This is a genomic window from Nocardia flavorosea NBRC 108225, from assembly GCF_001613385.1.
GTDB classification, from domain to species: Bacteria; Actinomycetota; Actinomycetes; order Mycobacteriales; family Mycobacteriaceae; genus Nocardia; species Nocardia flavorosea.
In genome coordinates, this window is record NZ_BDCG01000016.1 from 47484 (window position 1) to 60391 (window position 12908).

At 67.9% G+C, this 12908-nt stretch carries 10 protein-coding genes and 1 pseudogene; 6 read left to right on the forward strand and 5 right to left on the reverse strand.

All coding sequences use genetic code 11. The features are described from left to right. Nucleotides 1-79 precede the first annotated feature (79 nt). Nucleotides 80-1168 carry a glycoside hydrolase family 76 protein gene (locus NFL01S_RS20475; RefSeq protein WP_062978167.1) on the forward strand — a complete coding sequence of 363 codons (1089 nt, stop codon included), beginning with the start codon at nucleotides 80-82 and terminating at the stop codon, nucleotides 1166-1168. A 96-nt stretch (nucleotides 1169-1264) separates the two neighbouring features. Here NFL01S_RS20475 and NFL01S_RS20480 read toward each other — a convergent pair. Both NFL01S_RS20480 and NFL01S_RS20485 read right to left on the reverse strand, forming a co-directional pair. Then, nucleotides 1265-1900, reverse strand: a pseudogene (locus tag NFL01S_RS20480) (DedA family protein); the annotation flags it as partial. A gap of 30 nt (nucleotides 1901-1930) precedes the next feature. After that, nucleotides 1931-2674, reverse strand: a complete 744-nt coding sequence (locus tag NFL01S_RS20485) for a DedA family protein (RefSeq protein WP_280507232.1) — start codon at nucleotides 2672-2674, stop codon at nucleotides 1931-1933. A gap of 208 nt (nucleotides 2675-2882) precedes the next feature. On the opposite strand from NFL01S_RS20485, the gene fbaA reads away from it, so the two are divergent. Both fbaA and NFL01S_RS20495 read left to right on the forward strand, forming a co-directional pair. Continuing rightward, entirely contained in the window at nucleotides 2883-3917 is a 1035-nt protein-coding gene (gene fbaA, locus NFL01S_RS20490; protein ID WP_062978168.1) for a class II fructose-bisphosphate aldolase, read from the forward strand. A gap of 24 nt (nucleotides 3918-3941) precedes the next feature. Then, nucleotides 3942-5057: a BTAD domain-containing putative transcriptional regulator gene (locus tag NFL01S_RS20495; protein ID WP_062977673.1), complete on the forward strand. Its 1116-nt coding sequence runs from the start codon at nucleotides 3942-3944 to the stop codon at nucleotides 5055-5057. 267 nt (nucleotides 5058-5324) lie between these two features. Here the strand turns inward: NFL01S_RS20495 and NFL01S_RS20500 are convergent, their stop codons facing one another. Then, nucleotides 5325-6614, reverse strand: coding sequence for an adenylosuccinate synthase (locus NFL01S_RS20500; RefSeq protein ID WP_062977675.1), 1290 nt, complete (start codon nucleotides 6612-6614; stop codon nucleotides 5325-5327). A gap of 201 nt (nucleotides 6615-6815) precedes the next feature. Between NFL01S_RS20500 and NFL01S_RS20505 the strand changes: the two genes are divergently transcribed. Further along, complete coding sequence (locus NFL01S_RS20505; RefSeq protein ID WP_062977678.1) at nucleotides 6816-7475, forward strand: hypothetical protein; 660 nt, start codon at nucleotides 6816-6818, stop codon at nucleotides 7473-7475. 106 nt (nucleotides 7476-7581) lie between these two features. Further along, entirely contained in the window at nucleotides 7582-8361 is a 780-nt protein-coding gene (locus NFL01S_RS20510; RefSeq protein ID WP_062978169.1) for a site-2 protease family protein, read from the forward strand. A 270-nt stretch (nucleotides 8362-8631) separates the two neighbouring features. On the opposite strand, the gene NFL01S_RS20515 is transcribed toward NFL01S_RS20510, so the two are convergent. Together NFL01S_RS20515 and NFL01S_RS20520 are read right to left on the reverse strand one after the other, a co-directional pair. Next, on the reverse strand, nucleotides 8632-9759 hold the full coding sequence (locus NFL01S_RS20515; RefSeq protein WP_062977680.1) for an FUSC family protein: 1128 nt from the start codon (nucleotides 9757-9759) through the stop codon (nucleotides 8632-8634). 35 nt (nucleotides 9760-9794) lie between these two features. After that, nucleotides 9795-10238 carry a DUF3151 domain-containing protein gene (locus NFL01S_RS20520; RefSeq protein ID WP_062978170.1) on the reverse strand — a complete coding sequence of 148 codons (444 nt, stop codon included), beginning with the start codon at nucleotides 10236-10238 and terminating at the stop codon, nucleotides 9795-9797. Between the two features lie 1215 nt (nucleotides 10239-11453). Here NFL01S_RS20520 and NFL01S_RS36365 point away from each other — a divergent pair. Continuing rightward, nucleotides 11454-12869, forward strand: coding sequence for an Rv0361 family membrane protein (locus NFL01S_RS36365; RefSeq protein ID WP_443093705.1), 1416 nt, complete (start codon nucleotides 11454-11456; stop codon nucleotides 12867-12869). Nucleotides 12870-12908 lie beyond the last annotated feature (39 nt).

Sequence of the window (12908 nt, forward strand, 5' to 3'; positions counted from 1 at the left end):
CGACGTTCCCCGGCGCGCGTCCGGGCAACAGCGCAGGCCGCAGGGCAACCCCGCGTCACGCTGGTCCGATCGGGCCGATATGGCCGAGGCCGCTGTCGTGTCGCGGCATATCGAATCGGTGTGGCTGCTACCCGGCACTGCCCTCGGTGTGGTGGGCTGGCCCGCTACCCGGCGGGAGCGTTTCTTCCTGACCTGGCACTACTGGTGGCAGGCCCATCTCATCGATTGCGCGGTCGACGCGGCCAACCGGGCGCCGACGATCGAGCGGCGTAAACGGATCGGTGCCCTGGTCCGCTCGCATCGAATGCGCAATATCACCGGCTGGACCAATCGCTACTACGACGATATGGCCTGGCTCGCCATCGCCCTGGAACGGGCGGCCCGCGTGCAGGACAACGACGAAGCGCGCGGTGGCCTGGGCCCGCTGGAACAGAAATTGTCCGGTGCCTGGGACCCGGCGGTGGGCGGCGGTATCCCGTGGCGGGCCGGAGACGATTTCTACAATGCTCCGGCCAACGGTCCCGCGGGTATCGCGCTGTCCCGGCTCGGCCGTTACGAGCGGGCCGCCGATATGGCCGAATGGATCGACAGCACGCTGCGCGATCCGGAGACCGGCCTGATCTTCGACGGTATCCATCTTCCGTCCGGCACACTCGAGAAGACGATCTACACCTACTGCCAGGGCGTCGTGCTCGGGCTGGAAACCGAGCTCGCGGTACACACCGGCGATCCGGTCCACCTCGACCGCGTGCACCGGCTCCTCGATGCCGTCGAGGCCAACCTGACCACCGACGGGGTGATCCGGGGCGGTGCCGGCGGCGACGGGGGGTTGTTCAACGGCATTCTCGTCCGCTATCTCGCCCTGGTAGCGCTCATGTTGCCCGGCTCCGAGCACGAACAGCTCGCCGATCGGCGAATCGCGGCCCGGATCGTCGAGCAGTCCGCGGCCGCGGCCTGGGCCAACCGGCTCGATGTGGAGGGCGAACCGCTGTTCGGGCGCGACTGGACCCGTTCGGCCCAGTTGCCGGGCGGTACCGCGGGCGCCGGCGGCGTCAACTCGAACGGCGCGGTGACCTCCTCACGGGTCCCCGAGCGTGATCTATCGGTACAGCTCTCGGGTTGGATGCTCATGGAGGCTGCTCATATGGTCACCGCGGCGGGGCTGTAGCTCCCATCGCTGGGCGCCGGTGCCGTACGAGCGTGGCATCGGTTCGTGTTCCCCGCCACCGAGCGCGGGGAGGGGGGTGGTGTCGGCGGTGGCGGAATCCACTTCGAAATCCTCGGTGGGCTGTGCCATCTCGTGACGGTACTGCCGGATACCGATTACGGTGCCGATTACCAGGAACACCACGAGCGAACCGACCACCAGGGGCATCAACCATGAGATCTGCAGGATGAAGTTACCGGCGTAGTAACCCATCAACAGCAGGACCGGCGCCCAGATGATCGCGCCGATGGTACTCGCGATCGTGTAGCGGCGATGGTCCATTTCGGCGGCGCCCGCCACCATCGGGCACAGTGTGCGCACCCACGGGATCCATCGGGCGATGAGCACTGCGAAGAAACCGTGCCTTTGCAGCAGTTCCGCCACTCTGGTCAGATTTTCGGTGTTGATATAGCGCCCGTTCTTCCGGGCCACGAGTTTATGCCCGGTCTTGCGCCCGACGGCATAGCCGACCTGGTTACCCGCGATCGCGGCGACCATCGCCCCCACCGACAGCAGCCACACCTGGGTTTCCCCGCTCGAATGCGAGGCCATCACTATCCCGGCGGTCAGCAGCATCGAATCACCGGGCAGGAAGAGCCCGAGGATGAATGCGCATTCCAGGAAGACGAAGGTCAGTACCACTGTCCAGACCAGCGCCGGACCGGCGGAAATCAAAGGATCGAAACTGCCCATCGCGTAGGGCTCGGCCGAGACGGACACCACTTACCGGACGGGGATCTCGTTCGTGCCGGCCGTCGCATGGTTCGGCACAACCGGCAGGGGCACGGTCCTGGTGACCCGGTCCGTCGGTTCCACGGCCGGCAGCTCGGCGGTGGAGATCAGGCCGTGGTCGCCGACCGGCGCAACCTCGGGCTTGCGGTTGCGCAGCTTCTTGGCCACCGCGCTGATACCCGGCAGGATCGAGACGAAGACGATGAGCAGGAAGATACCTTCGACGTGGTCGCGGATGAAGGCCACATTACCCAGGAAATACCCGAGCACGGTCACTCCGCCGCCCCAGGCCACGGCGCCGACGATATCGAAGGCGACATAACGCCGATAGCTCATCTTGGACACACCGGCGAGTACCGGCATGAAGGTCCGGACGATCGGGACGAATCGGGCGAGGATGATCGTTTTGGGGCCGTGTTTTTCGAAGAATTCGTGCGTTTCGGTCACGTAGCTCTTCTTGAAGAAGCGTGTGTCCTCTTTGTTGAACAGTGCCGGACCGATGGCCCGGCCGATCCAGTAACCGCACTGGTCGCCGGCGAAAGCGATGAACGTGACCGCGGGAAGCAGCACCCAGATCGACACCGGGGGGTTCTCCTGCGCCGCCAGCAGGCCGCCGGTGAACAGCAGCGAATCGCCGGGCAGCAGCGGGAACAGCAGCCCCGTTTCGATGAAGACGATTACCAGGATCGCAGGTAGCACCGCGTTCTTCAGCCAGGTTTCGGTCAACAGGTGCATCGGGTCGAGCAGTTCTGTCAGAGCCAGATTGCTCGTCACCGCGTCGGTAGCTGCCAGCGCAATCACCCGGCCCACAGTACCGGTTGGCGCCGCGCCCGCGGGGTGCAGCAGCGCAAACAATCCCCTTATACCGGATGGAATCGGTCTGGCTTAGGGTATGTGCAGAAACAGACAATCCCGTCTGCCGCACTACACGGAGGTCTTCACAGTGCCGATCGCGACTCCGGAGGTCTACGCCGAAATGCTCGGTCAGGCCAAGGCGAACTCGTTTGCCTTCCCGGCCATCAACTGCACATCGTCGGAGACGATCAACGCGGCGATCAAGGGTTTCGCCGAGGCGGGCAGTGACGGGATCATCCAATTCTCCACCGGTGGCGCGGAATTCGGTTCCGGTCAGGGTGTGAAGGATATGGTCACCGGTGCTGTCGCGCTGGCCGAGTTCGCGCATGTGGTGGCGGAGAAGTACGGCGTCACCATCGCGCTGCACACCGATCACTGCCCCAAGGACAAGCTGGACGGCTTCGTCCGCCCGCTGCTGGCCATCTCCCAGGAGCGCGTGAACTCGGGGAAGAATCCGCTGTTCCAGTCGCATATGTGGGACGGTTCGGCGGTGCCGATCGACGAGAATCTGACCATTGCCCAGGAGCTGCTGTCCGCCGCGACCGCTGCCCGGATCATCCTCGAGGTCGAGATCGGCGTCGTCGGTGGTGAAGAAGACGGTGTCGAGGCCGAGATCAACGAGAAGCTCTACACCTCGCCGGCCGATTTCGAAAAGACCATCGACGCGCTCGGTGCCGGTGACAAGGGCAAATACCTGCTCGCTGCCACCTTCGGCAATGTGCACGGCGTCTACAAACCCGGCAATGTGGTACTCAAGCCCGAGGTGCTGGCCGAGGGGCAGAAGGTCGCCGCCGCCAAACTGGGTCTGGGCACCGACGCGCAGCCCTTCGATTTCGTCTTCCACGGCGGTTCCGGCTCGCTGAAGTCGGAGATCGACGATTCGCTGCGCTACGGCGTGGTGAAGATGAACGTCGACACCGATACCCAGTACGCCTTCACCCGGCCCATCGCCGCCCATATGTTCAGCAACTACGACGGTGTGCTGAAGATCGACGGCGAGGTCGGCAACAAGAAGACCTACGACCCGCGCAGCTACCTGAAGAAGGCCGAGCTCTCGATGGCGGCCCGAGTGGTGCAGGCCTGCGAGGATCTGCACTCCGCGGGACGTTCGATCAGTGCGTGATCGCGCCGTAGCGCCCACTGCGAGATGATGCTGGATCTTCGTGTGCTGGGGCCCGTACAGCTGTCGGTCGGCGATGAGCCGGTCGCGGTCGGCGGGCCCAAACCGCGAGCGCTGCTGGCCGCGCTCGCGGTGAACCGGCGTCGTGCCGTGGCCTCGGCAACCCTGGCCGATATGGTCTGGAACGAGGCGCCGCCGGACTCCTACGCCGCGAGCCTGCAGGTATTCGTCTCCAATATTCGCAAGGCATTGCGGAATTCGGGGGTGGATTCGGCCGCGGTATTGCGCACGGAATCCGCCGGGTACCGGCTCGAGATCGCCGATGACGCCTGCGATCTAGGCCGGTTCGAGGCGGCCCGGGATGCGGGTAACCGTGCCGCGGGCGCCGGCGATCACGCATCGGCGTCGCGTTTTTTCACCACCGCGCTACGGGAGTGGAACGGCCGCGCGCTCTCCGATCTGGCCGGTCTGGCGTTCGCGGACAGTTTCGCCACCGCGATGGAAGAGGAACGGCTGCTGGCGGTTTCGGCGCGCTTCGACGCGGAGATCGCCTGCGGCCGGGCGACCGCGGTGATCGGTGAACTGGTCGCGCTGACCAATGAGCATCCGCTGCGCGAACCGTTGTGGGGGCAGCTCATCACCGCGCTCTACCTCTCCGAACGGCATGCCGACGCGCTCGACGCCTGCCGGCGAGTGCGTTCGGTTCTGGCCGAGGAGCTCGGGATCGATCCCGGACCCGCGCTGGTCGAACTGGAGCGCCGGGTGTTGCGGCAGGAGCCGTTGAGCACCGTGGAGTTCAAAACTGCCGAGCGGATGGCCGCGGCGATGACCGATACGGTCACCGAGGTGCCGCGCTCGGTACGCAGCGGGCAGCTACGGTTACCGGACGGTCGGCTGGTGCTGGTCGCACACGGCGGTTTCAAGATCGGCCGGATGACCGATAACGATCTGATTCTCGACGATCCCAAGGCCAGCCGCTATCACGCCCAGATCAAACTGGGCCGGGCCGGGCTGCTGATCGAAGACCTGGATTCGGCGAACGGGGTCTACGTCAACGACGAACCGATAGATTCCGCGCTGCTCGCCGACGGCGACGCGATCCGCATCGGAACCACCGTCCTCGCGTTCCAAGCCGCACGCTGAACGCCCGGCCCACCCCGCCGAGTGCTCGACCCGACCGGGTGCGGCCTGTCCGGTGCGCCTTCTCCTCGCGGCCGACAGTCGAGAGCGCTCAGCCGTACACCTACGAACCTCTGCGCCTCCCGGTGACCGGCCGTCGCCGGCGTCCAGGCCCCGCCGCCCCCGTTCGGGTCCACGCTCCGCCACCGCCCCTCGGCAACCCGGTCCCGGCCTGCCGTCGGTCGTCGTACGGCCACGTATCCCGGCTCTCCGGATGCCCTTGGCCGACCCCTAACCCAGGATGTCGTGGCGGACGATGGTCTGCTCGCGACCCGGCCCCACGCCGATGCAGGAGATGCGTGCGCCGGAGAGTTCCTCGAGCCGGTGCACGTAGGCCTGTGCGTTGGCGGGCAGTTCGTCGAAGGTTCGCGCCTGGGAGATGTCCTCCCACCACCCCGGCATTTCCTCGTAGATCGGTTTGGCGTGGTGGAAACCGGTCTGCGTGGTCGGCATCTGCTCGACCCGCTCGCCGTCCACCTCGTAGGCCACACAGATCGGAACAGTTTCCAGGCTGGACAGTACGTCGAGCTTGGTGAGGAAGTAGTCGGTGATGCCGTTGACCCGGGTGGCGTAGCGGGCGATCACCGCGTCGAACCAGCCGCAGCGGCGGGCCCGGCCGGTGGTCACGCCCACTTCGCCGCCCGTTTTCGCCAGGTAGGCGCCCGATTCGTCGAACAGTTCGGTCGGGAACGGGCCGGAACCCACCCGGGTGGTGTAGCACTTGAGGATGCCCAGCACTGTGCCGATCTGGTTGGGCCCGATTCCCGCGCCCACCGCGGCGCCGCCGGCGGTCGGGTTGGAGGAGGTGACGTAGGGGTAGGTGCCGTGGTCGACGTCGAGCAGCGTGCCCTGCGAACCCTCCAGCAGCACCGTCTCGCCGCGTTCGAGTGCGAGGTTGAGCTCCAGCCGGGTATCGCTGATCCGGTGCGCGAATTTCTCGGCCTGGGTCAGCACCTCGTCCACCACCTGCTGCGGTTCGAGCGCGCGGCGGTTGTAGATCTTCACCAGTACCTGGTTCTTGAACTCGAGTGCCGCCTCGACTTTCTGGGTGAGGATCTTCTCGTCGAGCACATCGGCCACGCGGACCCCGACCCGCGCGACTTTGTCCTGGTAGCAGGGACCGATACCGCGGCCGGTGGTGCCGATCTTGTTGTTGCCGAGGAACCGCTCGGTGACCTTATCGATGGCCACGTGGTACGGCATGATCAGGTGCGCATCGGCGGAGAGCAACAGGCCGGAGGTGTCGACCTCGCGCTCCTCCAGGCCCGCGAGTTCGTCCAGCAGCACACCGGGGTCGACCACGACACCGTTGCCGATGACGTTGCGTACCCCGGGGGTGAGGATTCCGGAAGGGATGAGGTGCAGCGCGAAGTTGTCCCCGTTGGGCAGCACCACGGTATGGCCGGCATTGTTGCCGCCCTGGTACCGCACTACCCACTGCACGCGGCCGCCGAGTAGATCGGTGGCTTTGCCCTTGCCCTCGTCGCCCCACTGGGCGCCGATGAGGACGATTGCCGGCATGGTCGTGTCTCCTACGGGTCGACGCGCAACACGCACCTCGTGCTGCAGCTACCTGCCGTAACGGGGAGGAAGCCGGGAGCACAGTCTACTCGAGGCATCGGAGGGAGCCGGGAACGGCCGTTGTACCAGGCCCGTTGTGCGAGTCGGCACGGTGCACCCTCTACACTCGTGGGTGACCGGTCCTAGGAGGGTGTTGGGCGTTTGAGTACCCATGTTCTCCGCTGTGCCGATGCTCCGGTGCCCATTGCGCTCGCCGCCCAGCCCACCAGCCAAACCGCGGCTGTTCCCGATACCGTGCTGATCGACGAGCTGTTGCCGGTGCTGGCGGCGGATAGTTTGCCGCGGTTGATCGTGCTCGGTGACGACGCCGCGCTGGCGGCGGTCCTCACCCATCTGATGCGGACCGAGCGGCTGCACGTAGAGGTGGGCTATGTGCCACCGGACCACACGTATGCGGCGCGGGCCTATCAACTCGGCACCGGAAGCGCCGCGGCGCGCCGCGCGCTGGAGGGACGGGCAACAGAGGTGCCGCTGATCCGGGACGACACCGGCACGGTGCTGGTCGGCCGGGCCGAGATCACCGGTGTGAACGGAGCCCCGCTGACCGGTGAGGCCTACGTGGACGAAACGCGGCTGTTCTCCGGCGAGGTCCGGGCGATGTTCGTGACCCCGACCCTCGAGCTGCCCGGAGTCCGGGCCGGTGTGCCCCGGCGTTTCCGGCGCCGGCGCTGGGTCGCTGGGCGTGCCGCCCAGCTCGGCACCCCCGCCGCCGTGATCAATCGCGACGGTGTGCAGAGCGACCGGACGGTGCCGCGGTCGAGTTTCTACCGCCACCACGAGCCCTGGTTACTGGTCCGATGAATTGCCCGGATACCGGCTTCCCGGTCGCGGCGCCGATCGCGGCACGAGCCGGTCGTTTTCTTCGCTGCAGACCGGCAGCGGTTCCGGCGTCGACTGTGGTACAGCCGTGAGCGGCGGTGTCACGGCGCTGCGCCGCGGTGCCATACGGCCCAGTCCCGTTTTCCTGCTGGTGCTGCTGCTGGCGGTGGGCGGTGGTGCGCTCGCCTGGAACGCGGAACTGGATTCGGCCTGGGCGAAGGCCGGTGTTTTCGTCCTGGTCGTCTTCGGCTGGGTGGTGAGCTTGTGCTTGCACGAATTCGCCCACGCCTATCTCGCCTGGCGGGCCGGTGACCGTGAGGTCGAACTGCGCGGGTACCTGACGCTGAACCCGCTCAAATACAGTCATCCGCTGCTGTCGATCGTGCTACCGATGGTGTTCATCGCCCTCGGTGGTATCGGACTGCCCGGTGGCGCCGTGTACATCCACGCCCATCGGGTGCCGCCGCGAACCCAGCGGCTGATCAGCGCTGCGGGTCCCGCGGTGAACGCACTGTGCGCGGTGGTGCTGCTGCTGATCGTGGGGCTGTTCGGCAGCGCGCAGAGTAATCCGGCGTTCTGGTTCGGACTGAGCTTTCTGGCGTTCCTCCAGGTGACGGCGACTTTGCTGAATCTGCTGCCGATCCCCGGTCTCGACGGATACGGGATCGTGGAACCATCGCTGAGCTACCAGACCCGGCGCGGCCTGGACCAGTTCAAACCGTTCGGCATGCTCATCCTTTTCGCCCTGCTGTTCACCCCTGCGATCAACCAGGTGTTCTTCGACGCCGTCTACACCCTGTACGACTTTTCCGGGGTGCCGGAACAGTGGTCCCGGTACGGCGGGTATCTGACCCGGTTCTGGGCATAACCCGGATGAGCTGGGCCCGCCCGGCGCGGCTCCGGCCGGACGGGCCCGGATACCCCGCCCGGAGCCGGTCCGGGTATCCGAAACGTGCGGCGCGCGGCAGCGCCGTCCGTCGGCAACGCGGCGTGCGGGTGGGATCCCGACCGTACCGGCATAACCGATTCGGTCACGTTTCAGATTAGTTCACGACCCCGCGCACAGTAACGGGTAGCCCACTACGCGGAAATCCGGTGCTCCGGCGCGATCGGTTCGCGTAGTGGCGCCGCGCCGCACTCAATTCTGTGGCATGACAAACGGGTTGGGCACCGTCGGCGGCAGCAGGGCCATCGCCGAAATCCGCTGTACCCCGCAGACCTGCATGAGATCCACCAGGGTGGATCGGATCTGCGCGAAAACCACATGCGACGACAATCCCGCACCCGCAACCAGCTCCGGCCGGGCCTGTTTGGCCACCGACCGCAGGACGCGCGCCGCTTCGGCCCGGTCGGGCTGTTCGCCACGGTCGGCCAGCATCATTCGCCGGACCACATCGACCGCCTCCGCCAGCCGCTCCACCTCGTCGATCAGCCCCGGATTGAGGATTTCGTCGTCGCGCACCAGGGTCAGCGAACGCCGCAGCAGTACCCGGGTGTTGCGGACCGCGTTGTCGAGTGGATCGGCCGCCTCGCGTAATCGCTCGAGGCGGCCCCGGGAATTCCAATAGAGCGGGGAGATACGGATGACCTCACGTCCACCCTCCAGCGATTTGCGCAGCGAATCCAATTGATGCTGGGTGGCACGGACCGCGCTGAGCGCATCGCGGATCTTGCCCGGATCCTGCTCCAGCAGCCCCTGTCCGCAGTCGGTGAGCGATTTGCCCACGACCCCGAGAATCGCCGCTGCCTGCTCCCGTGCCCGGCGCACCGGATGAAGCGGTAACGCGGCGACCACCACCACGCCCACCAGACCACCGATCAGGGCATCGACCATCCGGGACAGACCCGCCCCGGACTCGGGCGGCATCAACGTCGCCACCAGCACCGCCGAACCGGACGCCTGGATACCGATGATCGGCCCACCGTCCAGGAAGATCGCCAGCGCCATGGCCGCAGCCACCACCAGCGCGATCTGCCACACCCCGGTACCGACCTGGGAGATGAACAGATCCCCGACCCCGATCCCGAGTGCCACCCCCACCACGAGCTCGAGCGAACGGCGCAACCGGGCTCCGAATGCGGTACCGATCGAGACGATGGCGGCCGTGGGTGCGAAGAACGGCAGCGGATGGCCGACCACATCCTTGGCCAGGAACCAGGCCAGGGCCGCGGCCAGCGAGCACTGCAGAATCGGCAGCGCCGACAGCCGCAACCGGGTCCACGAACGCCGTAGGCGCTCGGTGCCCCGGTCCCGGGCTCGAGACATTCGGGAGGTCGGGTCGCTCACGGGCGCGGATACGTTCAGTCCAGACCGAGTTCCCCGGCCGCCCGCGGATCACAGTCCTCGAGCAGATCCAGGCAACGGGCGTACTCGTCCGTTTCGCCGACAGCCCGCGCCGCTTTCGCCAGGGCGCCCACGCTGCGCAGGAAACCGCGATTGGGTTCGTGCTCCCACGGCACCGGCCCGAAACCCTTCCAGCCGTTGCGGCGCAGCAGATCCAAACCACGGTGGTAGCCGGTACGGGCGAATGCGTAGGCGGCGACGACATCGTGATTGATCGGTTCCGCTGCGTCCGCGGCCCGCTCCAGAGCGGCTTCGGCCAGCGCCGCCCAAGCGATCGAAGCGGCCGGATTCTCCGCGGCCACCTGCACCGGATCGGCGCCCGCGTCGAGCGCGTCCTCCGCCTCGTGCAGTTCAGGAAGGAGTACAGGTTGCGGTCCGAGCAGATCACCGAACGAGGTCATGCGGTTCATTGTGCACGGCCATCGGGAATGCTCGATAGGCTGGCCTTCTACGTCACATTTTCTGACTGCCAGCAACGAGGGGTACAGGTGCCGCACCCGACCGACGACGAGAAACCGACGCGCTCCGAATCCGGCCCAGGCTCGCCCACCACGACGCCGGACGCCACGGACACCGGAACGCAGCTGTCGCAGGCAGCCGATGCGGTGACCTCCCGTATCCGCCGGGCGTTCGGTCGAGGAAGCGTTTCCGGTCCGGGCGACGAACCCGCCCCCGGGGAGAGCAACGCGCCCACCGAGGCGCTCCCGCGGGCGTCGGCCGGCGGCTCGGATAACACCGAAGCCGCGGGGGCGGCACCGGAGGGTGATGCCGAGACGGAGACCATCCGGACCGCCCCCGCGCAGCAGCCGAATTCCGCTGCCGGAGGCGACAGTGGATCTCCCGCGCCCGCGGAGGGCGATGAACCGGTGCCGGGGGCAGACGGGTCGGATGACACGACCGAGCAGGATAAGCGGTCCGAGGTCGGAGCCGCGCCCATCGGCGCGAAGCTCACTGAGCAGCCGGAAGGTCAACCGGAGAATGCCGATCGACCGGCCGGAGAGAGGGGAACCGGAGCAGCCGCCGGCTCCGTAGGTCCGGACGCTTCCGGGGAATCGTCCCGAACGGACCCTTCCGCAGAAACCGACAGCGCTGCTCCGGCCGCAGCGGGCACGCCTGCCGGGAAGACTCCGGCGGCGTCCGGTACCGCGGACTCTGCCGGCTCTGCCACCCCGGACTCTGCCGGCAAATCCGCCGGCGATACCGAGCAAGCCCGAGAGGGACAAGCGGCCGGCGGACCGCCGGATGCTGCCGTGAAGGACGCCGACGGTCGAGCGGACTCGGGCCCGTCGGCCGATACACCGGAAGATGCCTCGGACTCGGATGCCGCGGAGCCGAAGCAGACTCGGGAAAGTGATTCGACAGGTAAGGACACCGGCGAAGCCGATGGTGCGCCGGGCCCAGGTCGGGGCGATCCGGAATCGACCGCAGAGAAAGAAGCGGACGATCCGCAGGATGTGGCCGGTGAGCCCGGTGATCCGAGTGATGGATCGGCTGGGCCGGCCGGTGCGTCCGGTGGTGCGGTCGGTGGACCGGACGGAGCCGCTACCGGCACGGCGGACGGTGCGGACGCCGCGGCCGAATCCGACCCGGCAGCACCAATCGAAGCCTTGACGAAGGTGGCTACCGCGGGCAGTGGTGCCCCGGTCGCCGCCGGTGGCGCCGCGGTGGCGGCAGGTGCCGCGGGCAAGGAGGGGGCCGGCACCGATGCGGTGCAGCCGGAAACCGGGGATGCCTCCGGGAAGCCGGAAACAGCCGCAGCGGCCGGCGCCGGCGATTCGAAAACAGGCGCCGACGTCGAATCCGGTAGCGAGGGGAGTCCTACGGAACTGTCCGGTGGCGCGGAGGATACGTCGTGGCCGGTCGAGGGGGAGAGCTCCGGTAAATCGGAAACGGATACCGAGGTCGAGGCCCGGAGTGCCGGAAGTTCACCGGACCAGGCCGACGGTGAACAGGACGCGGCGCAGGCGGACGCCGGGGAGCCGGAAACCGGCACCCCCGCGCAGGGCGGCGGGGACGACCGGGCCGAGGCGGCCGAGGCCGGCGCGGATGGCTCGGACGCGGGGGATCGCTCGGGTTCGTCCGGCGATTCCGGGCCCGGCCCCGACAACGGCGAGGCACGGACGGTCGTCATCCCGCGGCAGCAGCGGCCGGATGAGGCACGCACCGTGGCGATGCCGGCGCAGAAGCCGGATCCCGATGCGACCGCGCGGATCGATATGAGCCAGGTGCGCAAGGCCGGTCGGCCGGCGCAGCCGCCGGGTGGCCCGCAGGGGCCCGCCCGGACCGATCGTGTGGGGCCGGGGGCGTCGGCGCTGTCGAAACCGCCCGCTACTCCGCGGCCGCAGTCGGGCCCGAAACGCCCCGGGCCGCAGGCTCCGGGCCGGCCCGATCAGCCCGCGCCGCAACGCCCGGGTGGTCCGCCGCCGGGGCCGCGCCAGGGTGGTCGTCCGCAACCTCCGCCGCCGCGGCCGGGGACAGCGCCCTCACCCGCCGACCTGAAACCCACCGCCGCCGAACAGCGGGTCGCGCAGGCGCCGCCGCAGCGCGCCCAGCCCCAGCGGGTGGAACCGGCGCCGGCTCCCGCGGCGACTCCGGGGGACAGCAACAAGAAATGGCTGATTGCCGGCGGGGTCGCGGTGGCGCTCGTCGTCGCGTTGATCGCGATCCTGGTGGGCGCCGGGTCGGGGGACGATTCCCCGCAGGCCCGGATCAGCGCGGCCATCGGCGATTACACCGGTGCGCTGGAAAACGGGGACCTGCCGGCGCTGCGTGATGCCACCTGCGGTGCGCTGCACGACTACTACCAGGGTCTGTCGGAGGAGCAGTTCGCCGGTGTCCATCGCCAGGCGGTGAGCGAGGGCAGCATTCCCGAAGTCACCGGTGTCGACGCGGTCAAGATCACCGATCGGACAGCCTTGGCGCAGGTCACGGTGCAGACCGATGCCGATCCGGAGGAAACCACCCGCACGTTCGATCTGCAGGAAACCGAGGCCGGTTGGAAGGTGTGCGATCCGCCGGCGGGCGCCCAGTAGATACGGTCCCTGCGCGACCGGGAAAGGGGCTTCCACTTT